Source organism: Ectothiorhodospira mobilis (assembly GCF_900114895.1).
Taxonomy (GTDB): domain Bacteria; phylum Pseudomonadota; class Gammaproteobacteria; order Ectothiorhodospirales; family Ectothiorhodospiraceae; genus Ectothiorhodospira; species Ectothiorhodospira mobilis_A.
The window spans coordinates 240390-265993 of record NZ_FOUO01000002.1; the positions used below are offsets into that span (position 1 = coordinate 240390).

Genomic DNA, 25604 nt, shown 5'->3' on the forward strand with positions numbered 1-25604 from the left:
CGGTACCCGGCCCATGCCGCCGGGACCTGCAGCGCGGGGATGGCCACCATGCGTGAACGGGAATTCGCGTTCTCGGATGCGGATTTCCAGCGCATCCGCCGCCTGATCTACGAACATGCCGGGATCTCCCTGCATACGGGCAAGCGGGACATGGTCTACAGCCGGGTGGCGCGCAGGCTGCGCGTCACGGGCCTGGATTCCTTCGCGCAATACCTGGACCGCCTGGAGGTGCAGTCAGAGGAGTGGCAGCATTTCGTCAATGCCCTGACCACCAACCTGACCTCCTTCTTCCGCGAGGCGCATCACTTCCCGATCCTCCAGGAACATGCCCAGGAGACCCATCGGCGCGAGCGCCGGGGGCTGCGCATCTGGTCCGCCGGGTGCTCCACGGGGGAGGAGCCCTATTCCATCGCCATCACCCTCATGGAGGCCTTTGGCGACCGGCAGCCCCCGGTGCGCATCCTGGCCACCGACCTGGATACCCAGGTGGTGCGGCACGCCGAGGAGGGGATCTATCCCGCCGAACGCGTGGCGCGGATGCCCGAGGCCCAGGTGAAGCGCTACTTCCTGCGCGGCAAGGGGGGGATGAAGGGGCTGGTGCGGGTCAAGCCCCAGGTGCGTGAACTGGTGACCTTCAAGCCCTTCAACCTGCTGGGATCGGAATGGCCCCTGAAGGAGCCCTTCGATGCCATCTTCTGCCGCAACGTGCTGATCTACTTCGACAAGCCGACGCAATACCGGCTGCTGGCCCGCTTCCATCCCCAGCTGCGGCCCGACGGGCTGTTGTTCGTGGGGCACTCGGAGAGCCTGGCCCATGCCGCCGATCTGTTCCGCCTGCGGGGCAAGACGGTATGCGTCCCGGTGCCCCGGTCATGAGGATGCCCGGATGACGGCCTTCGAGGAGGTATTGGCCCCGAACCTGTACTATGACCGCCACTTCGAGATGGACGCGGTCAAGATCCTGCCGGGGGAATACTACGTCTCCAACCGGGACCTGCTCATGGTGACGGTGCTGGGATCCTGCATCGGTGCCTGTGTGCGCGACCGGGTGCGGGGCATCGGCGGCATCAACCATTTCATGCTCCCGGACGACAAGCGGGAAGAAGATCAGCGTGTAGGTAGTTCCATGCGTTATGGAGACTACGCCATGGAGATCCTCATCAACCAGCTGCTCAAGCTGGGGGCCCGGCGCGCCGATCTGGAGGCCAAGGTCTTCGGCGGGGGCAATGTGCTGCCGGGGTTCAAGACCAACGTGGTGGGGGAGCGCAACGCCCGCTTCATCCTGGAGTATCTGCGCATGGAGGGGATCCCCGTGGCGGCCAAGGACCTGCTGGGGAATCACCCGCGCAAGGTCTACTTCTTTCCCGCCACCGGAAGGGTACTGGTGAAGAAGCTGCGCACCCTGCACAACGACACCATCATCGCCCGGGAGATGAACTACAGCCGCAAGCTGCGCCAGGCCCCGGTGGCCGGCGAGGTGGAGCTTTTCGGCTAAAACCCATGGCCGCTGCCTTCCCCGTGCGGGTCGGGGGAGGGGCGTGGATCCGCCATATCGATGCGACGAGGAGAGGGGACATGCACGGGACGATCAAGGAGATCCTGAGCCACCACTGGCCGGCGGCCGCGGCAGGCGCCGTCGTGTGGGTGCTGACCCTCGTGGGGCTGCTGCCCGGCTGGCTCGGTGTGCTGCTGGCGGCCCTGGCCTGGCCGGTCTCCCTGGGGCTGCGCCCCCCGCGCCGGGAGGCCCCCGAGGCCCAGGCCGCGGATGGCGGCGCCGCGCTGCGCGAGGGTTCCGACCGGGAGCTGTGGGACCTGGTGGTGGAGATCGATGCCCTCATCGCCCCGGAGACCTCGGAATTACGTGACTTGGTGAGTCAGGCCAAGGACCTGGTGCACAACGCCGCGGGGGATCTGCAGAACAGCTTCCACACCCTGAACGATTCCACCCGCAATCAGCGCGACCTGGCGGTGCAGCTCTTCCACGGCATAGCCGGGGACGAGGATGGCGACGGCCAGGGCATCGACATGGACGCCTTCATCCAGGAGAACGAGAAGGTCCTGGGGCAGAACGTGCAGATGCTCATCGACATGGGCAAGCACTCCGTGGAGGTGGCCCACCAGGTGGATGACCTGGCCACCCTCATGGGTCAGATCTTCGAGCTCCTGGACAGCGCCAAACACATCGCCGGCCAGACCAACCTGCTGGCCCTGAACGCCGCCATCGAGGCGGCCCGGGCGGGGGAGGCGGGCCGCGGCTTCGCCGTGGTGGCCCAGGAGGTGCGCAAACTCTCGCGGGATTCCGACCGCTTCAACGAGCAGATCCGCGAGCATGTGGAGAAGGCCAATCAGCTCTTCGGCCATACCCGGGACGTGGTGGGACGCATGGCCTCCCAGGACATGAACACCTCCATCAGCGCCAAGGGGAGCATGGACGAGATGATGAGCCAGGTGCAGCAGTTGAATCAGCGCATGTCCCAGGGGCTGGACGAGATGAGCCAGCAGGCGCAGCAGGTGCAGGACAGCGTCAATGCCGCCGTGCGCCTGCTGCAGTTCGAGGACATCACCCGCCAGGTGCTGGAACGGGCGCAGATGCGCATCGACTTCATGGAGCGTTTCGTCGCCGAGCTGCGCCAGCTGCCCCTGGTGGAACCCGGCCGTTCCCGGGACCAGGTGGAACAGGCCCGGGCCCGCCTGAAGTCCCTGCGGGAGGAGTTGCGCGAGGCCGCCCATAAGCCGGTACAGCAGACCTCCATGGGCGGCGGCGAGATCGAGCTGTTTTGAGGATGCGGCCCTTGATGCGGGTATGCATCACCCATCCCCGGGGGGCGGCGCGTGGATAGGCCGGTGCGCGTCCTGGTGGTGGACGACTCCGCCCTGGTGCGCAAGGTGCTCAAGGAGATCCTGGGCACCGCCCCGGGGATCGAAGTGGTGGGCACGGCCCAGGATCCCTACGTGGCCCGGGAGCGCATCAAGGCCCTGAATCCGGATGTGCTCACCCTGGACGTGGAGATGCCGCGCATGGACGGGCTCACCTTCCTGCGCAACCTCATGCGTCTGCGCCCCATGCCGGTGGTCATGGTATCCTCCCTCACCGCCCGGGGGGCCGAGGTCACCCTCCAGGCCCTGGAACTGGGGGCGGTGGATTTCGTCACCAAGCCCGCCCTGGATATGGCCCGTGGGCTGGAGGGCTATCGCGACGAGCTGGTGGAGAAGATCCGCACGGCGGCCGCGGTGAACATCCACGCCCGCCGACAGCCGCCACCGAAGCACTCCGTGGATGCGGTCCTGCCCCGGCGGCAGGCCGTGCGCCTGCGCACCACCGACCGCCTCATCGCCATCGGCGCCTCCACCGGCGGCACCGAGGCGGTCAAGGACGTCCTCGTGGCCCTGCCGGCGGACTGCCCGGCGGTGGTAGTGGCCCAACACATCCCCCCGGGGTTCAGCGGCGCCTGGGCGGCGCGCATGGACCGCCTGGCGGGCATCCGGGTGAAGGAGGCGGAGGACGGTGAGCGGCTCATGGCGGGCTGCGCCTACGTAGCCCCGGGCAACCGTCACCTGCTGGTGGCCCGGGACGGGGCCCGTTACATCTGCCGCCTCAGTGACGGGGAGGCGGTGAACCGCCACCGTCCCAGCGTGGACGTGCTCTTTCGCTCCGTGGCCCAGGCCGCCGGGACCAACGCCTGCGCCGCCCTGCTCACCGGCATGGGGGCCGATGGTGTCCTCGGGCTGGAGGAGCTGCACGCCATGGGGGTGGTCACGGTGGCCCAGGATGAGGCCACCAGCGTGGTCTGGGGCATGCCCGGGGAGGCGGTGAAACGCGGGGCCGCCAGCCAGGTCCTGCCCCTGCCGCGCATCGCCGAGGCCCTGCTGAAGGCCTCCCGCTGACCCCCTCTTTCCGGGGGGCAAAACTTTGCCGCCCGGCCCCGAAATCTGAGATGATCCCGCAGAGTGAGCACGGAGTCACATCATGAGCATCCAGACCCAAGTGGACGAGCAATCCAATCTGGTCACCATCACCGTCGGCGGGCGCTTCGATTTCGCCCAGCACAAGCAGTTCCGGGATGCCTACCGGGATATCCCCCCCAATACCCGGCGCTACGTGGTGGATCTGAGTGAGGCCACTTACCTGGACAGCTCGGCCCTGGGGATGCTCCTCCTGCTGCGGGAGCACGCCGGCGGAGACTCGGCCCGGGTGAGCATCCGCGGCTGCAGCGCGGACGTGCAGCGGGTGCTCCAGATCGCCCATTTCGACCGCCTCTTCACCCTGGAGTGATGCCCCACGCATGACGCTCTCGCCCCCATCCCCCGAGATCCGTACCGAGGCGGCAGGGAGCGCCGTGTCCCCCCCCCGCGCCTCCCGGGGAATCGCCCTGGTGGTGGACGACGAACCCACCAACCGGCGGCTGCTGGCGCGCATGCTGAAGAAGGAGGGCTTTGACGAGGTCATGGAGGCCTCGGGCGGGGAGCAGGCCATCGCGCAATTCCAGGCGTGCCGGCCGGATATCGTCTTCATGGACATCATGATGCCGCAGATGGACGGCTTCGAGGCGACGCGGCGCATCAAGGCCTTGGCAGGCATGGATTTTGTGCCCGTGATCTTCCTCACGGCCCTGCATGACGAGCAGTCCCTGGTGCGCTGCACCGAATCCGGGGGCGATGACTTCCTCACCAAGCCCTTCAACTTCAGCATCCTCAAGGCCCGCATCGTGGCCATGGAGCGGGTGCGGGACCTGCAGCGCACCATCGCCGCCAAGAACCGGGCCCTGGCCCAGCTCCTGGAGAAGGACCGCCAGGAACAGACCCTGGCCGAGCGCATCTTCAGCCGCGCGGTGAACCAGCGCAATGTGGCCACGGAACGCCTGCAGATCGTGCAGCGCTCCGCCGCCACCTTCAACGGCGACCTGCTGCTGACCCAGCACCTGCCGGACGGCGGCCTGCGCATCCTCCTGGGGGACTTCACTGGCCACGGCCTGGCGGCGGCCATCGGCGCCCTGCCGGTCTCCGATGCCTTTCGCACCATGACCCGCAAGGGGCTGGACGACGAGCAGGTACTGGAGGAACTCAACCGCAAGCTCCACGAGATGCTGCCGGCGGATCGCTTCATGGCCGCCTGCCTCATCACCCTGCCGGGCGGAGGCGGGGAACTGCGCTGGTGGAACGGCGGCATGCCCAGCGCCTGGCTGCGCACCCGGGAGGGGCTGCGGGAGCTTTCCTCCCACGCCATGCCGCTGGGGATCCTGCCGTCCCTGCCCGCGCGCGAATGCCCGCGGCGCGTCCCCATGAACGAGGGGGATCACCTCCTGCTCATGAGCGACGGCCTGCTGGAGGCGCGCAATGCCGAGGGGGTGCAGTTCCTGGACGCCGGCTTTGATCGAGTGCTCTCGGGCTGGTCCTGGAACCGGCCCGTGCTGCCCACCCTGTGCGAGGCCCTGGATCGGCACTGTGACGGGGCCGAACCGGAGGATGACGTGGCCGTGGTGGAGGTCCCCCTGGACGGGGACCTGTTCCAGCCCCGTCCCGTGGAGCCGCAGGAGGGGACGCACACGCCCCGCGGGGGCTGGACCTGGAGCCTGGTGCTGGAGGATGAACGCCTGGGGGATCTGCCATCGGTGGGTTCCGTGCTGCGGGGGCTGGGGCTCCTGGAGGGGTTGGAGGATTGCGCCGGGGCCCTGGAGACCATCGTCAACGAGCTCTATTCCAATGCCCTGGAGCACGGCATCCTGAAGCTGCACTCCCCCATGAAGGCCCATCCGGAGGGGTTCGCCAGCTATTACCAGCGCCGCGCGGAACGGCTGGAGGCGGGCCCCCGGGGCCGGGTGGAGATCCGCATCGCCTACGAACCGGGAGAGGAGGAGGCCGGGGCGGTCCGCATCCGCATCAGCGACACCGGGGAAGGGTTCGACGCTGAAGCCTGGCAGCCCGTGGCCCAGGATCCGGCACGGCCCTGGGGGCGGGGCATCGCCCTGGTGCGCAGCCTGTGTGAGTCGGTGGAGTTCGACGCGGGGGGCTCCAGGGTCGAGGCGGTCTACCGATGCACGTAGAAGATCCGAACAACTGGATGGGAAAGGTCCTCTCCGGCTATCGCGTGGGGTTCTGCGCGGTGGGCGCGGGGAAGACCCCACCCTGCCCGGAGGACGGGCGGTCCCCGTCCCTCACCGAGCGCCTCCAGCCCGGGAACCCCGGGGCGGTGCAGCGCCTGCTTACGGCCGTGGGTTGCCAGCCCCACCGCCTGAACGAAGGGGATCCCGGCCGCTGGAATGCCTCGGCCCTGGATCCCCTCCAGGCCCTGGTGGTGGACACCTCGATGCTGCCGGATGCCCCGGCGGAGCGGGCCTTCCTGGAGGCGGTGCTGCAAAGCCGTCCCGCCTCCCTGCCGCTGCTGGTGCTGTCGCGCCGTCGCGCCCTGGAACAGCGCCTGGAGCTCATGCAACTGGGGGTAAGCCGCTGTCTCGGCCTGCCGGTGCGTGCCGGCCACCTGCTGCGCAACCTGCGGGCCGTTCTCCACCAGGCCCTGCCGCGCACGGGGCACGTCCTCCTGCTGGGTCAGGATGACGATGCCCTTACCCCCTGGCGGGAGACCCTGGCCGGGGCGGGGCTGGCGGTGCAGTTGGCGGATACCCCGGACCAGGCCGCGGAACAGATGCAGAACTTCCCCGCCGAGGTGGTGGTGCTGGACGGCAGCCACCTGGATGTGGATGCGGTGAATCTGATCCGGCTCTGGCAGTCGGATGAGCATCAGGCCCACCGCCAGTATCTGCTGGCCGGCGCCAACGCCGTGCAACTGGAGCGGGCCGCCGGGGCGCTCGAAGGCCCCGATGAGATGCTCCCGCCTCCGGTGACGCCGACGCAACTGCTGCGACAGGTGCGCCTGGCCCTGCGCCGGGCCCGGCGCTGCGCAGAGGGCGGGCGATCCCTGGGCGTGGCCCTGCGCCAGGGGCTGGAGGAGCGCCTGCGCTGGCAGACCCGGGCCATGGAGGCCATCGTCGACGGCATCTCCATCGCCGATGCCACCCGTCCCGACATGCCCCTGGTGTATGTCAATCCCGCCTTCTGCGAGATGACGGGCTATGCCCCCCACGAGGTCATCGGCCATAACTGCCGCTTCCTGCAGCGGGAGGACAACGACCAGGAGGGGGTGCACGAGATCCGGCGCGCCCTGGCCGAGGAGCGTCCCGCCCGGGTGCTGCTGCGCAACTACCGCAAGGATGGGGGCATGTTCTGGAACGAATTCAGCATCGCCCCGGTGCGCAACGATGCCGGCACCATCACCCACTACGTGGGCATCCAGCAGGACGTCACCGAGCATTTCGAGACCCAGCGGGCCCTGCGGGAGGCGAAACAGGAGGCGGAACGGGCCAACCAGGCCAAGTCCGAATTCCTCTCCCGCATGAGCCATGAACTGCGCACCCCCATGAACGCCGTGCTGGGCTTCGCGCAACTGCTGGAACTGGAGTCCGATCTGAGCGAGGCGCAACGGGAAAGCGTCCAGGAGATCCTGCGCGGCGGCAAGCACCTGCTGGATCTCATCAATGAGGTCCTGGATCTGGCCCGGGTGGAGTCGGGCCGCATGGAGCTCTCCCTCGGGCCCGTGGATCTGCGCGAGCTGGTGGGTGAGTGTATCGCCATGGTGGAGCCCCTGGCCAACCGCAAGGGCCTGGCGCTGGAGACCGGCAGCCTGGGGGATGTGGCCGTCCTGGCGGACCGCATCCGCCTCAAGCAGATCCTCATCAACCTGCTCTCCAACGCCATCAAGTACAACCGCAGCGGGGGCCGGGTGTATCTGGACCTGGGGCTCTCCGACCGCCTCCCCGGCGCGGTGCGTATCGGTGTGGCGGATACCGGGCCGGGGATCCCGGAGGATCGTCTGGAGGAACTCTTCCAGCCCTTTACCCGCATCACCTCCGCCAGCGACGGGGCGGCAGAGGAAGAGGAGGGGACGGGCATCGGGCTGGCCATCAGCCGGCGGCTGGCGGAGGCCATGGGCGGGCGTATGGGGGTCTCCAGCCGCGTCGGCGAGGGCAGCCTGTTCTGGGTGGAGGTCCCTATGGCGGACCCCGGCGATCCCCCGTCGGAGGGGGAGGCGGGGCATGCATCCGCCTCCGCCCCGCAAAGGCGGGCCAGGGTCTGCCGGGTCTTGCAGATCGAGGACCATCCCTCCAATCTCAGGCTCCTGGAACGTCTGCTCTCGGGCCAGTCCATGCAGGTGTTCAGCGCCCGGGACGCCCAGGCAGGACTGGAACTGGCCCGGCGATATCGCCCCCAGGTCATCCTCCTGGACATCCGCCTGCCGGGCATGGACGGCTATCAGGTGCTGTCCCGACTGCGGCGGGACCCCCGCACCGGCGATATCCCCGTGGTGGCCCTCACGGCCCACGCCGGGGAGGAGGACCGGGACCGTGGGATGCATGCGGGGTTCGATGCCTACCTGACCAAGCCGCTGCATTTGACCACCCTGCTGGAGACCCTGGAGGATCTCATGCAGCGCAACTCCAGACCGGCGTGAGGCGGCGAAACGGAGCCATCCCAGATGCAAGAAGACGCATTGAATCCGCGCGACGACACCCCCGCCCCCCCCTATGACCCCGAGGGCAAGTCCGCCCGCATCCTGGTGGTGGACGACGAGCGCGCCAACCTGATCCTCATGGACCGCCTGCTGCGCACCGAGGGGTATCACAACCTGGTGCTGATCCAGGACCCCCGGGAGGTGATGGCCGCCTACCGCAAGGCCCCCACGGACCTGATCCTGCTGGACATCAAGATGCCCCACATGAGCGGCTTCGAGGTGATGGAACAGTTCGCGGCCCTGAACGATCCCCTGGTGCCCCCCATCCTGGTGCTCACCGCCCAGCACAGCCGGGACTACATGCTGCGGGCCCTCAACGGCGGCGCCCGGGACTTCATCGGCAAGCCCTTCGATCGCGCCGAGGTGCTGGCCCGGGTGCGCAACATGCTGGATGTGCAACTGGCCCACCGCATGACCCACGGACAGAAGGACATGCTGGAGCAGCTGGTGCACGAGCGCACCGAGGAGATCCGCCGCACCCGCCTGCAGGTGGTGCAGCGCCTGGGCCGGGCGGCGGAATACCGGGACAACGAGACCGGCTGCCACATCCTGCGCATGAGCCATATCGCCGTGCTGCTGGCCCGCCACCTGGGCTGGAGCCGGGGCACCTGCGAGCGCCTGCTGCATGCCAGCCCCATGCACGACGTGGGCAAGATCGGCATCCCCAACCGAATCCTGCTCAAGCCGGGCCGGCTCACCCCCGATGAGTGGGAGATCATGAAGACCCACACCACCATCGGCGTGGACATCCTTAGCGGCGACGATTCCGATCTATTGCACATGGCCCAGGAGATCGCCCTGACCCACCATGAACGCTGGGACGGCAGTGGCTATCCCAACGGCCTGTCCGGGGAGGGCATCCCCATGGTGGGGCGCATCTGCGCCCTGGCGGATGTCTTCGATGCCCTCACCTCCTGGCGGCCCTACAAGCCCGCCTGGCCGGTGGAGGATGCCCTGGACCTGATCCGGGAAGGGGCCGGAAGCCACTTCGATCCGCGGCTCACGGAGCTGTTCTTCAGCCTGGTGCCGGAGATCCTGGCCATCCGGGACCGTTTCCCGGAGGAATGCAGCAAGGACGGGGATTGCCCCGAGGCAGCGGATGCCCAGGGCGATTGACGGCGGTCCTGATGGGCGCCGGCGGATTCCGTTATAATCCCCCCTTTTCCGCGTTTCCAATCCACAAGGAGTTCGCTGTTGAAACCCGTCAAGATTGGCCTCCTGGGTCTGGGCACCGTGGGTGGCGGCACGGTGCGTGTACTCACGCGCAACCGGGACGAGATCACCCGCCGCGCCGGCCGGGGCATCGAGATCATCGCCGCCGCCGCCCGCAATCTGGACAGCCTGGGGGATCTGGACACCACCGGGATGCGCCTCACCGAAGACGCCTTCGAGGTGGTGGAAGACCCCGAGGTGGAGGTGATCGTCGAACTCATCGGCGGTCTCTCCCCGGCCCGGGAACTGGTGCTGCGGGCCATCGATCAGGGCAAGCACGTGGTCACCGCCAACAAGGCCCTGATCGCCCACCACGGCAACGAGATCTTCCAGCGGGCCCAGGAGAAGGGGGTGATGGTGGCCTTCGAGGCCGCCGTGGCCGGCGGCATCCCCATCATCAAGGCCATCCGCGAGGGGCTGGCGGGCAATCGCATCGAATGGCTGGCGGGGATCATCAACGGCACCGCCAACTTCATCCTCACGGAGATGCGGGACAAGGGCCGCGACTTTAACGATGTCCTGGCCGAGGCGCAGCGCCTGGGCTATGCCGAGGCGGATCCCACCTTCGACGTGGAGGGGGTGGACGCCGCCCACAAGCTCACCATCCTCGCCTCCATCGCCTTCGGCGTACCCCTGCAGTTCGACCGGGTGTACATGGAAGGCATCACCGGCATCTCCCGGGAGGACGTGGCCTACGCCAGTGAACTGGGCTACCGCATCAAGCACCTGGGCATCGCCCGGCGCAGTCCGCGGGGGATCGAGCTGCGGGTGCATCCCACCCTCATCCCCGAGCGGCGCCTCATCGCCAATGTGGACGGGGTGCTCAACGCCGTGCTGGTGTGGGGCGACGCCGTGGGGCCGACCCTCTACTACGGCGCCGGGGCCGGCGCCGAGCCCACCGCCTCGGCGGTGGTGGCGGACCTGGTGGACGTGGTGCGGGCCCTGACCATCGATCCGGAGAACCGGGTGCCGCACCTGGCCTTCCAGCCGGACGCCCTGGCCGACACCCGCATCCTGGCCATGGACGAGGTGGAGACGGCCTTCTATCTGCGCCTGCGGGTGGTGGACCAGCCCGGGGTGATGGCCGACGTGACCCGCATCCTGGCGGATCTGGACATCAGCATCGAGGCCATCCTGCAAAAAGAGCCCGACGAGGACACCCACGAGGCCGATGTGATCCTGCTCACCCATCGCGTGCGCGAGGGGAATCTGGATCAGGCCATCGGCCGCATCGAGGCCCTGTCCAGTGTCATCGCCCCGGTGCAGCGCATCCGCATGGAAGCCCTGCGCTGATTCCGCCGCAACGTCCCAACGCAGCCTGACCGAGATCCGAACCATGCCATTCCGTTCCCGCTACACCGGCATCATCGAACGCTACCGCGACCGCCTGCCGGTGCATGACGACGCCCGCGTCATCGCCCTGGGGGAGGGCAATACCCCCCTGATCCGCCTCAACAACATCCCCCGCACCCTGGGCCGGGACGTGGACATCTACGTCAAGTTCGAGGGCCTGAACCCCACCGGTTCCTTCAAGGACCGGGGCATGACCATGGCCGTCACCCGGGCGGTGGAGGAGGGGGCGCGGGCCATCATCTGCGCCTCCACGGGCAACACCTCCGCCTCCGCCGCGGCCTATGCCGCCCGCGCCGGCATCCGTGCCTTCGTGCTCATCCCCGATGGCAAGATCGCCCAGGGCAAGCTGGCCCAGGCCATGATGCACGGCGCCACGGTGCTGCAGATCAAGGGCAACTTCGACGACGGCATGCGTCTGGTGAAGGAGATGGCCCAGGCGGCGCCGGTGACCATCGTCAACTCCGTGAACCCCTACCGCCTGCAGGGGCAGAAGACGGCGGCCTTCGAGATCGTCGAGGAACTGGGGCGGGCCCCGGACTACCACTGCCTGCCCGTGGGCAATGCCGGCAACATCACCGCCCACTGGATCGGCTACTGCGAGTACTCCTCCGCCTCCGGGGATCATGTCACCGAGGCCTGCAGCTTCTGCAAGGGCCATTGCATGTACGCCGGCGGGGCCGTGGTGGGCAACCGCCCGAAGATGCTGGGCTACCAGGCCAGCGGCAGCGCCCCCTTCATGCGCGGCCATATGGTGGACAACCCGGAAACGGTGGCCACGGCCATCCGCATCGGCCATCCCCAGTCCTGGGACTATGCCTGGAAGGTGAAGGAAGAGTCGGGGGGCTGGTTCGACGAGTGCAGCGACGAGGAGATCCTGGCGGCGCAGAAGCTCCTGGCCGAACGGGAAGGGGTCTTCTGCGAGCCTGCATCCGCCGCCTCCCTGGCCGGCGCCCTGCGGGATGTGAAAAACGGCCGCATCCCCGAGGGATCCAGCATCGTCTGTACCCTCACGGGGCAGGGGCTGAAGGACCCGGAGACGGCCATCCGCCAGGGCAGCCGGCCGCCCCTCACCGTGGAGGCCGATCTGGATGCGGTGAAGCGGGCCATCCTGGACCAGCTGGACTGATCTCCCCCCACGCCGGCCTGCACGGGGTGGCGTCCCCGCCGTCCCGTGCAGGCGGGTTCCGTCCCTATGCCGCCCTGATCCGCGGCCCCTGGCCGCGGATCAGGGCCGTCCGTCCCGGTCCGTTGCCTGCGCCGTCTTTTGCCTGCCGGTCCAGTCCCGGGCGAACTGCCAGGCCACGCGGCCGCTGCGGGAGCCCCGCAGCAGGGCATACTGCAGGGCCTCCTTGCGGCAGGCCTCGTCCAGGGAGCCGCCCCCCAGGCGCCCCAGCCAATGGGACACCACGTCCAGGTACTGGGCCTGGGAGAAGGGGTGGAAGGAGAGCCAGAGCCCGAAGCGCTCCGACAGGGAGACCTTCTCCTCCACCGCCTCCCCGGGGTGGATCTCGTCGTCCACCCGGCGCGCCTCCAGATTGTCCGCCATGCGCTCAGGCATGAGATGGCGCCGGTTGGAGGTGGCGTAGATGAGCACGTTCTCCGGCGGTGTCTCCAGGGATCCGTCCAGGGTGGCCTTGAGGGCCTTGTAGGCGGGCTCGTCCGCCTCGAAGGAGAGGTCGTCTGCAAACACGATGAAGCGTTCCGGACGGTCCCGCAGTGGTGCGACGATGCGGGGCAGGTCCACCAGGGCCTGGGCATCCGTCTGCACCAGGCGCAGCCCCTGCCCCCGGTAGCGGGTGAGCAGGGCCCGCATGAGCGAGGACTTGCCCGTGCCCCGGGCCCCCCAGAGCAGGGCGTTGTTGGCCGGAAGCCCCTGGAGGAACTGGCGGGTGTTGCGCTCCAGGAGGGCCTTGGGCCGGTCCTGGTGCAGCAGGTCCTCCAGCTCCAGGGGGGCGACGTGGTGGATGGGTTGCAGGCCTCCCTCCCGCCAGCGAAAGGCGGGGGCGTTCCAGTCCGGCTCCGGCGCGGGCCCCGGCAACAGGGTCTCCACCCGTGCCAGCACGGCCTCCGCCCGTTGCAGCAGGGCGCTGAAGCGCTGCATCTCGTCCTTCGGGTCTTGGCGCGATGTCATATCCTGTGCAGATCGGATCCGAAATGGCGGCGAGGCTTAGGGGATCTCGCCGTCCGCAGGGGGACGGCGGGAACCGGTGGTGTCCCGATGGCTCAACTTGAGGCTGCGGATGGCCAGGAAGACCTCCCGCAGGAAGGCCACCAGGGATCCCACCAGGCAGAGCATGGCCAGCACGAAGAACCCCCCCACCAGTTGGGGCTGGGCCATCTCCAGGAAGAATTCCAGGAATACGGTGATGATGGTCAGGCACACCAGCAGGGCGGTGGTGATGCTCAGGGTAATGCCGATGTGCACCAGCCGGGCGCGCCGGTCCAGGATGGCCACCTCCTCCAGCATGAGGGCCTCACGCTCCGGATCCGGGGCCCGCAGCAGCCCCGCCAGGTGGCGGCGCCGGTCCACCACCCGGGAGAGACGGGCGACGAAGGCGTTGACGAACCCGGCCACCCCCACCAGCAGGAAGACCGGGGCGACCGACATCTGGATGACCTGGGAGATCTCCGCCGGAGAGGGCTGCGGGGCCATGGGCTGCTCCTTCAGGCCTCCAGCCGGCGGTATTTCACCCGGTGGGGCTGGTCCGCGTCGGTGCCCAGGCGCTTGCGCCGGTCTTCCTCGTAGTCCTGGTAATTGCCCTCGAAGAACACCACGTTCCCGTCCTCCTCGAAGGCCAGGATATGGGTGGCGATGCGGTCCAGGAACCAGCGGTCGTGGGAGATGACCACGGCGCTGCCGGGGAAGTCCAGCAGGGCCTCTTCCAGGGCGCGCAGGGTCTCCACGTCCAGGTCGTTGGTGGGTTCGTCCAGCAGCAGCAGGTTGCCGCCGCTGCGCAGCAGCTTGGCCAGGTGCACGCGGTTGCGTTCCCCGCCGGAGAGCTCCTTCATGAGCTTTTGCTGGTCACTGCCCTTGAAGTTGAAGCGGCCCACATAGGCCCGGGAGGGCATCTGGTAGTTGCCCACGTGGATGATGTCCTGGCCATCGGCGATCTCCTCCCAGACGCTGCGTTCGTCCTGCAGGGCGTCGCGGCTCTGGTCCACGTAGGCCACATCCACCGTATCCCCCACGCGGATGCTGCCGGCATCCGGGCTCTCCTGGCCCACGATCATGCGAAAGAGGGTGGACTTGCCCACGCCGTTGGGGCCGATGACCCCCAAGATGCCGCCCCGGGGGATACTGAAGGACAGGTCCTGGTAGAGCACCCGGTCGCCGTAGGCCTTGGTCACCCCATCCAGTTCCACCACCACGTCCCCCAGGCGGGGGCCCGGCGGGATGTAGATCTCCTTGGTCTCGCTGCGCTTCTGGTATTCCTGCGAAGAGATCTCCTCGAAGCGCTTGAGCCGGGCCTTGCTCTTGGCGGAGCGCCCCTTGGGGTTGCTGCGCACCCATTCCAGCTCCGCCTCCATGTTCTTGCGGCGGGCGTTTTCCTGTTTCTCCTCGATCTCCAGGCGCTTCTCCTTCTGCTCCAGCCAGGAGGAGTAATTGCCCTGCCAGGGGATGCCGTGCCCCCGGTCCAGTTCCAGGATCCAGCCGGCCACGTTGTCCAGGAAGTAGCGGTCGTGGGTCACGGCCACCACGGTGCCGGGGAATTCCTGCAGGAATCGCTCCAGCCAGGCCACGGATTCCGCGTCCAGGTGGTTGGTGGGCTCGTCCAGGATCAGCATGTCGGGGGCGGAGAGCAGCAGGCGGCACAGGGCCACACGGCGGCGCTCACCACCGGAGAGCCGGGTGACGTCCGCGTCCCAGGGGGGCAGGCGCAGGGCGTCGGCGGCCACCTCCAGCTTGCGCTCCAGGTCCCAGGCGCCGGCGGCGTCGATGCGGTCCTGGAGCTGGGCCTGCTCCGCCAGCAGGCTGTCGAAGTCGGCGTCGGGATCGGCGAAGGCCTCGGCGATGGCGTTGAACCGGTCCACCAGGGCCTTGATCTCGGCGACGCCGTCCTCCACGTTTCCGCGCACATCCTTGTCCGGGTCCAGCTGCGGCTCCTGGGGCAGGTAGCCGATCTTGATGCCGGGCTGGGCCCGGACCTCGCCCACGTATTCCTGATCCACGCCCGCCATGATGCGCAGCAGGGTGGACTTGCCCGCGCCGTTGTAGCCCAGCACCCCGATCTTGGCGCCGGGGAAGAAGTTCAGGGAGATGTCCTTGAGGATTTCCTTCTTGGGCGGGACGACCTTGCCCACACCGTTCATGGTGTAGATGTACTGGGCCATAAGAAACCTGTCTGGGGAATGGATCGTGACTGCGCGTGACCGCCCATTATCCCGGACTCGCGCCGTTCTTTCCAGACGGTGCCTGGGGGCGACGACCGCGCTGGTGAAGATCGCCATGATGCGGTGCACCGCGGTACACTGGATCCAGTCCACCCCTTGCGTTTGCCATGCCCCCCAACCCCTTCTCCCATCCCTGTGCTTACAAGGCCCTCGCCGCGGGCCTGCTGGGGGCGGCCCTCACCGCCGGGGCCTTCTGGGTGGCGGACAATGCCTGGGCCCATCGTCTGGAGGATCAGGCCCGGGCCCGGGTGCTCCAGGAACTGACCACCTACCGGGCGCGCCTGGAGGGGGAACTCAGCGCCACCGTGCACCTGACCCTGGTGTTGTCCACCTATGCCGGCATCCACCCCGATCTGGACCGGAAAGAGTTCGAGCACATCGCCGCCGCGCTCCATGCCCGCCGACCGGATGTCATCCGTAATATCACTTTGGCCCCGGATAACGTCATCCGTTACGTCTACCCCCGGGAGGGCAACGAGGCGGTCCTGGGGATGGATCTCTATCACCACCCGGAGCAGGGGGATTCGGTGCGGCGGATGATGGCCGAGGGCCGCACCGTGCTGGCCGGTCCCTGGCCGTTGCGGCAGGGCGGTCAGGCCTTGCTCATCCGCACCCCCGTCTACCTGGAGGGGCCGGATGGGCGGCGTTACTGGGGGCTGAGCAGCATCCCGGTGAACCTGGAGGCCATCCAGGGCCGCGCCCGGCTTGGGGATGTGCAACGGCGCCTGGAGATCGCCCTGCGCGGCCGCGACGGCCTGGGGGCTCAAGGGGCGGTCTTCTACGGTGACCCGGCGCTCTTTCACGGGAATACGGTGCGCCAGGCCGTGGCGGTGACCGGGGGGCGCTGGGAGATGGCCGCGCGTCCGCGCCAGGGCTGGGCGGCCTGGACCGGTCGCCCCGGGGCCTGGTATCTGGCGGGCGGGGTGCTGGTGCTCATGGCGGGGCTGCTGAGCTGGAATCTCACCTATCAGGCCCTGCGCCTGCGGGAATCCGAGCGCCGTTACCGCGCCCAGGGGGAGCGCCTGCGGGCCATCATCCGGGCCATGCCCGATATCTTCTTCATCCTGGACGCCCAGGGCCGCTACCTGGAGATCTTCGGCGGCACGGACGAGGCGGGGTACCACCAGGACTACAACGGCCTGGTGGGGCTTTCCGTGAAGGATGTCCTTCCGGCGGACAAGGCCCGGCTGTTCCTGGACCACATCCGCCAGGTACTGGCCACGGGGCAGACCCAGACCCTGGAGTACACCCTGGCGGCAGCGGATGTGGGCCTGGATGAGTCCAACGGTCCCGTGGGGCCCCAGTGGTTCGAGGGCCGGGCCACCCCCCTGGACGCGCAGGTCATGGGGCGCCCGGCGGTGCTCTGGCTGGCGGTGAACATCACCCAGCGCAAGAAGGCCCAGGAGGACATGCGCCACATGGCCCTGCACGACCCCCTCACCGGGCTGGCCAACCGCAGTCTGCTGCGGGATCGGGTGGAGCATGCCCTGGCCCAGGCCCGGCGCAGCGGCCACGGTGTGGCCCTGATGTTCATCGACCTGGACGATTTCAAGCCGGTGAACGACCGCCTGGGCCACGATGCCGGGGACCGGATGCTGTGCGAGGTGGCCCATCGCCTCATGGGCGCCGTGCGCGCCTCGGACACCGTGGCCCGGGTGGGCGGGGACGAGTTCGTGGTGCTGCTGGAGGACCTGGAGCACAGGGACCGGGTCCGGGAGGTGGCCACCAAGATCCTGGAGATCCTGAGCCGGCCCGTGGAGATCAAGGGCCGGGTCCTGCGCATCGGCTGCAGCATCGGCATCGGCCTGTATCCGCAAGACGGCGACGGCTACGAGGCCCTCATGGGCAGCGCGGACCAGGCCCTGTACTGCGCCAAGCACCGGGGCAAGGCCCGATTCTGGCCGGCCGGTCCAGCGTCGGACCCCGATGACCGGACCCCGGATCCCGCCGGGGCCTGAGGGCCGTCAATTTCGGATGCCCACCCCCCGGTCCAGCAGGTACAGGGCCGTCATGAAGAGCACGAGGACAAACCCCAGGATGATGCCGTAGGACAGGGCCAGGCCCATGTCCGACAGGCCGATGAAGCCGTAGCGGAAGGCATTGATCATGTACAGGATGGGGTTGAGCAGGGAGACGTCCTGCCAGAAGGGGGGCAGCAGGGTGATGGAGTAGAACACCCCACCCAGGTAGGTGAGGGGGGTGAGGACGAAGGTGGGGACGATGGAGATGTCGTCGAAGCTGCGGGCGAAGACGCCGTTGATCAGCCCCGCCAGGGAGAAGAGCACGGCGGTGAGCAGCACCACCGTCCCCGCCACCAGCGGGTCGTGGATCGTGAGCGGGCTGAAGAACATGGATACCAGGGTCACCCCCGCCCCCACGGCCAGACCCCGGGCCACGCCGCCGCCCACAAAACCCAGGATGATCAGGTAATTGGGTACGGGGGAGACCAGCATCTCCTCCAGATGACGCTGGAATTTGGAGCTGTAGAAGGAGGACACCACGTTGGAGTAGGCATTGGTGATCACCGCCATCATGATCAGGCCGGGGACGATGAAGTCCATGTAGCGGATGCCCTCCATCTCGCCGATGCGCCCGCCGATCAGCCCCCCGAAGATGATGAAATAGAGGCTGGTGGTGATCATGGGGGGCAGGATGGTCTGGATCCAGATGCGGGAGAAGCGCAGGATCTCCTTGAGGACGATGGTCTTGAAGGCGATCCATTGGGCATGGGCGTTCATGGATTGCGGCTCCCGTTCACCATGTGCATAAACAGCTCCTCCAGTCGGTTGGACTTGTTGCGCATGCTGCGCACCTGGATGCCCTGCCGGTTCAGGTCCAGGAACAACTGGTTGAGGCTCGTGTCCCGGTCCACATCCGCCTCCAGGGTCAGTTCGTCCACCCAGCGCAGCCGGTGATGGGGCAGATCCGGGAGGTGCATCAAGGGCTCGCTGAGGTCCAGGATGAAGGTCTCGGTGGTGAGCTTGGACAGCAGCCCCTTCATGGTGGTGTTCTCGATGATCCGCCCCTGGTCGATGATGCCGATGTGGCGGCACAGGCTCTCCGCCTCCTCCAGGTAATGGGTGGTGAGGATGATGGTGCACCCCTCGCGGTTCAGTTCCCGCAGGAAGGACCACATGGAGCGGCGGATCTCGATGTCCACCCCGGCGGTGGGCTCGTCCAGGATCAGCAGCCGGGGTTCGTGCACCAGGGCGCGAGCGATCATCAGGCGGCGCTTCATGCCCCCGGAGAGCATCCGGGCCATGCCCTTGCGCTTGTCCCACAGCCCCAGTTCCACCAGGTACTTCTCCGCCCGCTTCCAGGCCTCCCGGCGGGGGATGCCGTAATACCCCGCCTGGTTCACCACGATCTCTTCCACCGGCTCGAAGACGTTGAAATTGAACTCCTGGGGCACCAGCCCGAGGCAGCGTTTGGCGGCGTGGATGTCCCGGTCCAGGTCGTGGCCGAAGATGGAGACACTGCCGCCGGACTTGTTCACCAGGGAGGCCACGATGCTGATGGTGGTGGACTTGCCGGCCCCGTTGGGTCCGAGCAGGGCGAAGAAGTCGCCGGGCTCCACGTCCAGGTCGATGCCCTTGAGGGCCTCGAAGCCGTTGCGGTAGGTCTTGGTGAGCTGGCGGATGGAGAGTGCGCTGGGCATGATGAGGGTGAAGATCGGGTCCCGGGCCTGTGGAAACCCTTCATTCTACCCGCCCGGGCGGATCCGGGGCCAATCCATCGCGGCCGGATCCGGTGGGGGGCGGCCGGATGGCTTGGCGGATCCCTCCACCGCACCCGTCCTCCCCATGGGATCCGCTTGAAGGCGGGCTGGCGCCCCGGGGTACACTGTCTCCTTTCACCCCACGCCCATCCCCGAGGATGTTATGAACGACTGCTTCGTCACGGCCGATACCCCCGAGACCCCGGCCATCCCTTTGCTGCCGCTGGAGGCGGAGGGCCTGACCGTCTGGCTGGAAGGACAGCCGCAGCGGGTGCGGCAGTGGGTGGCGGCGGCCGGCTTCAAGGCGCGTCCCGAGCAGGTGCTCACCGTGCCGGACGAGGAAGGCGGTATCGGCCAGGTCCTGGTGGGGGCTTCCCCGGAGGGGGATACCTGGTCCCTGGCCGCGGCCGCCGGGCAGTTGCAGGAAGGGGTATTCGCCCCACCCCGGGACTGGCCTGAATCACGGCTCCTGCAGGCCGCCGTGGGCTGGGGGCTGAGCGGGTATCGTTTTGACCGTTACCGGCGCTGCGACCGGCCCGTGCCGCAATTGCATCTCCCGGGGCTGGCCCCGAAGGGGATCGTGCGCCTGCGCGATGCCGTGGCGGCGGTATCCCTGGTACGGGACCTGATCAACACCCCGGCGGAGGACATGATGCCGGAGCACCTGGGTGCGGCCACCGAGGCCCTGGCCGAGGCCTACGGGGCCCGGGTGTCCCAGGTGGTGGGGGAGGACCTGCTGCGGGAGAACTACCCGGCCATCCACCGGGTCGGCCGGGCCAGTGCCCATGCCCCCCGGCTTATCGACCTGGAATGGGGGGATCCGGCCCATCCCCGGATCACCCTGGTGGGCAAGGGGGTCTGTTTCGACAGCGGCGGGCTGGACATCAAGTCCGCCGACGGCATGCGGTGGATGAAGAAGGACATGGGGGGCGCGGCCCATGTGCTGGGCCTGGCCCGCCTGGTCATGGCCGCGGGGTTGCCGGTGCACCTGCGGGTGCTCATCGGGGCGGTGGAGAACGCCATCTCCGGCGACGCCTTCCGTCCCGGGGACGTCCTGCCCACCCGCGCCGGACTCCGTGTGGAGGTGGACAACACCGATGCCGAGGGCCGGCTGGTACTGGCCGATCTGCTGGCCCGGGCCGGGGAGGAGGCGCCGGAGGTGATCCTGGACTTCGCCACCCTCACCGGTGCGGCCCGGGTGGCGGTGGGCACCGAGATCGCCGCCTTCTTCACCGGAGATCCGGACCTGGCCCATGGCCTTTACCGGGCCGCCGCTGCCGTGGACGACCCCTGCTGGCGTCTGCCCCTGCATACCCCCTATGACGCCCTGCTGGAGAGCAGTGTGGCGGATGTGTGCAACGGTGCCCATAGCCCCTACGGCGGGGCCATCACCGCCGGATTGTTCCTGCAGCGCTTCGTGCCCGCCGGCCCGCGCTGGGTGCACTTCGATGTCATGGCCTGGAACACCCGCCACCGGCCGGGACGGCCCAAGGGGGGCGAGGCCATGGGCCTGCGCGCCGCCTTCCAATGGCTGGAGGATTCTTACCGCCGCTGAAGGGGTTGGATGCACGGGCTCCGCAGGGGGGAGGCCTTCATCCCTTCTCCTTCAGGCGCTCCTGGAGTGAATCGTCCGCCTTCTCCCGCAGGGCCCGGGCCGTGTTCTTGGACGGGTCGCTGAAGACGAAGCGCCCCGCCAGCACGCAGCCCTTCATGCCCGGCTCGCAGGGAATATCGTTCAGCCTGCCGCAACGGCCCTTGCTCTCGTGGGGGCAGCCCCATCCGCTCATCTCAACCTCCTCTTGGATATCCTCCCATGGCTCAGGCCATGGGACTCTTACGCTGCAAAGGAAAAGCGGGCCCGGGAGCTGGTTGCCCCCTTGCGCTGGTCGCGCACAGGTCCGCCGGGTCCTGGGCGCGCCGCGCCCTTCACCCCGCCGTAGAGGGGGCCGACGCCGATGCCGATGCGATCTCCACCGCTTCAATGCGTCCGCCCTGCAGCCGGTAATGCCGCGTCGCCGGCGGGGCCATGGCCGCTTCGTGGGCGATCACCAGGGTGGCACGGCTCGCCAGCCAGGGGGTGAGCCGGCTGCGCAGGCGGGCGATGGTGGCGCCATCCAGTCCCCGGAAGGGTTCGTCCAGGATCACCACCCGGGGTTCGCGCAGGATCAGGCGGGCCAGGGCCAGGCGCCGGGCCTGGCCGCCGGAGAGCAGGGCCCCGCCTTCCCCCACGGGGGTATCCAGCCCCTGTTCCAGGGTGGCCACGAAATCGTCCAGCCCCGCCAGGTGGAGGGCCCGGTGAAGACGGGCATCGTCCGCCTTCGGATCCGCCAGGCGCAGGTTGGCGGCGATGCTGTCGGCGAAGAGCACCGTCTCCTGGGTGAGCACGCCCACATGGTTGTACAGGTCCTGGTAGCGCATATCCGCCACCGGCACCCCCCCCAAACGAGCCTCACCGGACTGGGGGGACACCAGGCGCAGAGCCACCGAGGCCAGACTGGTCTTGCCGGCACCGCTTTCGCCGGTCACCAGCACGATCTCCCCGGGGTTCACCTCCAGGGACACCCGGTCCAGGACCGGGGCGGCCGTCTCCCGGTAGCGCAGCGTCACCTCCTGCAGCGCCAGTGCACCCCGATCCCCCGGGGAGACGGGGCATGGGGGTTCCGGCAGGGCAGGGCGGGTGTGGGCCACCTCCAGGAGACGGCGCGCGGCGGCGCGCATCTGTTCCACCCGTTGATAGGCCCCGGGGAGCATGGCCACCGCCTCCCCCAGGCCCAGGGCCCCCAGCACCACCAGCACCACCAGTGGCGCCCCGATCTCACCGCTGGCCAGCCAGCCGGCGCCCAGCCACAGGGCCAGCCAGACGGCCCCGAGACCCACCAGGGTGGCGGCGGCATCCCCCAATGCGCCCCAACGGCCCAGGGCGAACTCCGCCCGGGCCCGGGTCTGCTCCGCCTCCCGCAGGGCCTGTGCCTGGCGCTCCAGGCCCCCGAAGACCCGCAGTTCCGCCAGGCCCTGGACCCCCTCCACGGCATGTTCGCGCACCTGCGCCGCGGCCCCGGTACGTGCCCGCCCCGCGCCCCGGCCCAGGCCCAGGGCCAGGGCCGGCAGCAACAGCCCTGCCAGGGACAGCCAGGCCACGATCCAGAGGGCGGATGCCGGGGCCAGCCAGCCCAGGAAGACGGCCCCGGTCATGAGGGTGACGGCCGCCGTGAGGGTGGGGGTGATCACCCGCAGGAACAGGCCGTCCAGGGTGTCGATGTCCCCCACCAGGCGCTGCAGCAGGTCGGCGGAGCGGAACCGGGCCAGGGTGGCCGGGTCCAGGGGGGCCAGGGCGCGGAAGATCCAGCACCGCAGGTCCGCCAGATGGCGCAGCACCGCCTCGTGATTCACCAGGCGCTCGGTGTAGCGGGCCACGGTGCGGGTGATGGCAAAGGCCCGAATACCCCCGGCGGGACGGTACACATCCAGGCCCGCCAGCAGCCCCGCGCCCGCCAGGGCGGAGGCGGTGATGAACCAGCCGGACAGGGCCAGCAACCCCGCCGAGGTCAGCACCGTCAGCACTGCCAGCAGCAGACCGCCGCCGAACCAGGGCAGACGCGGCAGGGCGAGCCGGAGGAAGGGCGCCAGATCCCTCATCGATCCCGCCCCAGGGGTTTCGTGTCCCGCACCACCCGACCGTCCTGCAGGGTGACGACCCGGTCGGCCCAGGCCATGACCCGGGGATGATGGCTGGCGATGAGCACGGTGGCCCCGGCGGTGGCGGAGCGCTCCAGGGCCGCCAGCACCCGGGCCTCGGTGTCCGGGTCCAGGCCCGCGGTGGGTTCGTCCAGCAGCCACAGGGGGGCGCGTTTCAGCGCGGCCCGGGCCAGGGCCACCCGTTGGCCCTGGCCGCCGGAGAGGCCATGGCCCCGTTCCCCCAGGGGGGTGTCCAGGCCCTGGGGCAGGCCGGCGGCGAACTCCAGTACCCCGGCGTCCCGGGCCGCGGCCTCCACCGCCGTCTCGGAGGCCCCGGGGTCCCCCAGGCGGATGTTGTCCGCCAGGGTGCCGGCAAAGACATGGGGGCGCTGGCCCACCCAGGCCGCCTGGGCCACCGGGTCGGGGGCCTCCCCGTTCACACGGACCTGGCCCCGGTCCGGCTCGATGAAACCGGCCAGCAGGTGCAGCAGGCTGGACTTGCCTGCGCCGCTGGGGCCCACCAGGGCCACCCGCTCACCGGGGGCGATGGACAGGTCCACCCCCTCCAGCGCACGGCGATCCCCGTCGAAGCGCAGATGCACGTCTTGCAGGTGGATGGCCGCACCCTGGCCCTGGTGCGCCCCGCGCCCGGAGGCGGGAAGATCCGGCGCCCTTCGCTCCAGCAGGGGCATCAGGGTCTGGGCCGCGCCCAGGGCCGAGGCCCGGTCGTGGTAGTGCTGGGCCAGCTGGCGCAGGGGCTGGAAGAAATCCGGGGCCATGAGCAGGACGAACACCCCGGAGAAGAGGGTGAGTTCCTCCGCCGGGCCCCAGTCCAGATAGCCGATGAGCCCGAAGCCCACGTACATGGCCACCAGGGCGATGGCCACCGCGCTGAAGAATTCCAGCACCGCCGAGGAGAGGAAGGCCACCCGCAACACCTTCATGGTGCTGGCGCGGTAGCCCTCCGATGCCCGGGCCACCTCTTCGGCGGCCCGGTCCTGGGCATTGAGCAGGCGCAGGGTGGTCAGCCCCTGGAGCCGGTCCAGGAAGTGTCCCCCGAGCCGGGCCACCTGTTCCTGCTGCTCACGGCTCACCTGTTCCGCCCCCATGCCCAAAAGGGCCATGAACAGGGGGATCAGGGGGGCGGTGAAGAGCAGGATGAGGGCGGCCACCCAGTCCTGGGTGAAGGCGGCGATGAGGATGGCGGCGGGGACGGCCAGGGCCACGGCCTGTTGCGGCAGGTAGCGGGCGTAGTAGCCGGTGAGGGCCTCGACCTGCTCCACCAGGGCCGCCGACAGGGCGCCGCTGTGCCGGTCCGCCAGGCGCACCGGCCCCAGTCGGGCCAGATGGGTAAACAAGTGGTCCCGCAGGTGCCCCTGGATGCGCAGGGCCGCCGCCAGGCCCGCCGTCTCCCGGGCCCAACCCAGGAGCACCCGCAGGCACATGACCCCGGCCAGCAGCAGGAAGGGGGTCAGCAGCGCCGCCGGGGGGTGCTGCCCTGCGATGGCCCGGTCCAGGATCCAGGCCATGAGCCCCGCCTGGGGGATGACCAGCAGTCCGGCCAGCACACCGGCCGCGGTGGCACCCCCCAGCAGGGGGCGCACCGCACCCACATGCCCCTGGAGCCAGCGGCGGGCCTGTCGCGGCGGGACGGCCGGCGTCGGTTTGGCGTTTTCCCCGGTCAGTGGTAGCCCTCTCCTGCACGGACCTTGCCGCGGAACACCCAATAGGTCCAGGCGGTGTAGCCCAGGATGATGGGGATCACGAACAGCAGGCCGATGAGCGTGAACAGCTGGCTGTCCGGCGACGAGGCGGCATCCCAGTAGGTGTGCACCGGCGGCACCGCATAGGGCCACATGCTGATGACCAGCCCGATATAGGCCAGGGCGAAGAGCATCAGGGTGGCCACGAAGGGGAAGCCTTCATTGCGCCGGGACAGGGCCCGCCAGAGCCCGATCCCCACCAGGAGCGAGAGGGTGGGGAAGATCCACAGGATGGCGGCGTTGTCCAGCCAGCGTTCAAGGATATCCGGATGGCCGAGGGCGGTCCAGAGGCTCACCACCAGGTACACCAGGAGCACGGCCACCAGCATCCCGCGGGCCACCCGATAGGCCCAGGCCTGCAGATCCCCCTCGGTCTTCATGATGAGCCAGCAGGCCCCCAGCAGGGCATAGCCCATCACCAGGCCCAGGCCGGTCATCACCGTGAAGGGGGTGAGCCAGTCCAGGGGGCCGCCCACGTAGCTGAACCCCTCCACCTCGAAGCCCTGGATATAGGCGCCCACCACCGCCCCCTGGGCGAAGGCGGCCACCAGTGAGCCCAGGAAGAAGGCCCAGTTCCACGGACCCCGCCCGTCGGCCGGGGCCTTGAAGCGGAACTCGAAGGCCACACCGCGGAAGATGAGCCCGGCCAGGAGCAGGAAGACGCCAATGTACAGGGCCGGCAGGAAGACGGCGTAGATCATGGGGAAGGCCGCCAGCAGCCCCGTCCCCCCCAGCACCAGCCAGGTCTCGTTGCCGTCCCACACCGGCGCCACGGAGTTCATCATGATGTCCCGCCGCTCTTCGCTGCCGGCGAAGGGGAAGAGGATGCCCACCCCCAGGTCGAAGCCGTCCATGAGCACGTACATGAACACGCCGAAGGCGATGATGCCGATCCAGATCAGGGTCAGGTCGATGAGTTCCATGGGGT

The 25604-nt window shown here is 69.0% G+C and carries 21 protein-coding genes; 12 read left to right on the forward strand and 9 right to left on the reverse strand.

All coding sequences use genetic code 11. From position 1 onward, the window contains the following. Positions 1 to 48: 48 nt before the first annotated feature. The 10 genes from BM214_RS02505 (at position 49) to thrC (ending at position 12254) form a co-directional block, all read left to right on the forward strand. Positions 49 to 876 carry a CheR family methyltransferase gene (locus BM214_RS02505; RefSeq protein ID WP_090483703.1) on the forward strand — a complete coding sequence of 276 codons (828 nt, stop codon included), beginning with the start codon at positions 49 to 51 and terminating at the stop codon, positions 874 to 876. 10 nt (positions 877 to 886) lie between these two features. After that, positions 887 to 1495, forward strand: coding sequence for a chemoreceptor glutamine deamidase CheD (gene cheD / locus BM214_RS02510; RefSeq protein WP_090483616.1), 609 nt, complete (start codon positions 887 to 889; stop codon positions 1493 to 1495). A gap of 80 nt (positions 1496 to 1575) precedes the next feature. After that, positions 1576 to 2781: a methyl-accepting chemotaxis protein gene (locus BM214_RS02515; RefSeq protein ID WP_090483617.1), complete on the forward strand. Its 1206-nt coding sequence runs from the start codon at positions 1576 to 1578 to the stop codon at positions 2779 to 2781. A gap of 51 nt (positions 2782 to 2832) precedes the next feature. Beyond that, positions 2833 to 3885 carry a protein-glutamate methylesterase/protein-glutamine glutaminase gene (locus tag BM214_RS02520; RefSeq protein ID WP_090483618.1) on the forward strand — a complete coding sequence of 351 codons (1053 nt, stop codon included), beginning with the start codon at positions 2833 to 2835 and terminating at the stop codon, positions 3883 to 3885. 82 nt (positions 3886 to 3967) lie between these two features. Further along, positions 3968 to 4273 carry an STAS domain-containing protein gene (locus BM214_RS02525; RefSeq protein ID WP_090483619.1) on the forward strand — a complete coding sequence of 102 codons (306 nt, stop codon included), beginning with the start codon at positions 3968 to 3970 and terminating at the stop codon, positions 4271 to 4273. A 10-nt stretch (positions 4274 to 4283) separates the two neighbouring features. After that, positions 4284 to 6041 (forward strand): ATP-binding SpoIIE family protein phosphatase, encoded by a 1758-nt coding sequence (locus BM214_RS02530; RefSeq protein WP_090483620.1) that lies wholly within the window; start codon positions 4284 to 4286, stop codon positions 6039 to 6041. 17 nt (positions 6042 to 6058) lie between these two features. After that, entirely contained in the window at positions 6059 to 8503 is a 2445-nt protein-coding gene (locus tag BM214_RS02535) for a hybrid sensor histidine kinase/response regulator (protein ID WP_090483621.1), read from the forward strand. A gap of 24 nt (positions 8504 to 8527) precedes the next feature. Then, positions 8528 to 9679, forward strand: coding sequence for an HD domain-containing phosphohydrolase (locus tag BM214_RS02540; RefSeq protein ID WP_090483622.1), 1152 nt, complete (start codon positions 8528 to 8530; stop codon positions 9677 to 9679). Between the two features lie 78 nt (positions 9680 to 9757). Then, positions 9758 to 11068: a homoserine dehydrogenase gene (locus BM214_RS02545; protein WP_090483623.1), complete on the forward strand. Its 1311-nt coding sequence runs from the start codon at positions 9758 to 9760 to the stop codon at positions 11066 to 11068. Positions 11069 to 11111: 43 nt separating this feature from the next. Continuing rightward, entirely contained in the window at positions 11112 to 12254 is a 1143-nt protein-coding gene (gene thrC, locus BM214_RS02550; RefSeq protein WP_090483624.1) for a threonine synthase, read from the forward strand. Positions 12255 to 12353: 99 nt separating this feature from the next. Here thrC and BM214_RS02555 read toward each other — a convergent pair whose 3' ends face one another. The 3 genes from BM214_RS02555 to ettA form a co-directional block, all read right to left on the reverse strand. Next, positions 12354 to 13229: an ATP-binding protein gene (locus BM214_RS02555; RefSeq protein ID WP_425319151.1), complete on the reverse strand. Its 876-nt coding sequence runs from the start codon at positions 13227 to 13229 to the stop codon at positions 12354 to 12356. A 66-nt stretch (positions 13230 to 13295) separates the two neighbouring features. Further along, positions 13296 to 13781 carry a DUF2721 domain-containing protein gene (locus tag BM214_RS02560; protein WP_090483626.1) on the reverse strand — a complete coding sequence of 162 codons (486 nt, stop codon included), beginning with the start codon at positions 13779 to 13781 and terminating at the stop codon, positions 13296 to 13298. 11 nt (positions 13782 to 13792) lie between these two features. Then, positions 13793 to 15460, reverse strand: coding sequence for an energy-dependent translational throttle protein EttA (gene ettA, locus BM214_RS02565; protein ID WP_090483627.1), 1668 nt, complete (start codon positions 15458 to 15460; stop codon positions 13793 to 13795). A 167-nt stretch (positions 15461 to 15627) separates the two neighbouring features. On the opposite strand from ettA, the gene BM214_RS02570 reads away from it, so the two are divergent. After that, positions 15628 to 17478, forward strand: coding sequence for a sensor domain-containing diguanylate cyclase (locus BM214_RS02570; RefSeq protein ID WP_090483628.1), 1851 nt, complete (start codon positions 15628 to 15630; stop codon positions 17476 to 17478). Between the two features lie 6 nt (positions 17479 to 17484). Here BM214_RS02570 and BM214_RS02575 read toward each other — a convergent pair whose 3' ends face one another. Both BM214_RS02575 and BM214_RS02580 read right to left on the reverse strand, forming a co-directional pair. Further along, on the reverse strand, positions 17485 to 18258 hold the full coding sequence (locus BM214_RS02575; RefSeq protein ID WP_090483629.1) for an ABC transporter permease: 774 nt from the start codon (positions 18256 to 18258) through the stop codon (positions 17485 to 17487). Next, entirely contained in the window at positions 18255 to 19178 is a 924-nt protein-coding gene (locus BM214_RS02580) for an ABC transporter ATP-binding protein (RefSeq protein ID WP_090483630.1), read from the reverse strand. Before BM214_RS02580 ends, BM214_RS02575 begins: the two co-directional genes overlap by 4 nt. 223 nt (positions 19179 to 19401) lie before the next feature. Here BM214_RS02580 and BM214_RS02585 point away from each other — a divergent pair, with 223 nt between their 5' ends. Next, positions 19402 to 20793: a leucyl aminopeptidase family protein gene (locus BM214_RS02585; protein ID WP_090483631.1), complete on the forward strand. Its 1392-nt coding sequence runs from the start codon at positions 19402 to 19404 to the stop codon at positions 20791 to 20793. Positions 20794 to 20830: 37 nt separating this feature from the next. Here the strand turns inward: BM214_RS02585 and BM214_RS02590 are convergent, their stop codons facing one another. From BM214_RS02590 to cydB, 4 genes are all read right to left on the reverse strand, one after another. Continuing rightward, entirely contained in the window at positions 20831 to 21025 is a 195-nt protein-coding gene (locus BM214_RS02590; protein ID WP_090483632.1) for a hypothetical protein, read from the reverse strand. Positions 21026 to 21164: 139 nt separating this feature from the next. Then, positions 21165 to 22874 carry a thiol reductant ABC exporter subunit CydC gene (gene cydC, locus BM214_RS02595; protein ID WP_090483633.1) on the reverse strand — a complete coding sequence of 570 codons (1710 nt, stop codon included), beginning with the start codon at positions 22872 to 22874 and terminating at the stop codon, positions 21165 to 21167. After that, a complete protein-coding gene (cydD, locus tag BM214_RS02600) occupies positions 22871 to 24517 on the reverse strand; it encodes a thiol reductant ABC exporter subunit CydD (protein WP_244887818.1) in 1647 nt (548 codons plus the stop codon). Before cydD ends, cydC begins: the two co-directional genes overlap by 4 nt. Before the next feature lie 77 nt (positions 24518 to 24594). Further along, on the reverse strand, positions 24595 to 25599 hold the full coding sequence (cydB, locus tag BM214_RS02605; RefSeq protein ID WP_090483634.1) for a cytochrome d ubiquinol oxidase subunit II: 1005 nt from the start codon (positions 25597 to 25599) through the stop codon (positions 24595 to 24597). Positions 25600 to 25604: the final 5 nt, after the last annotated feature.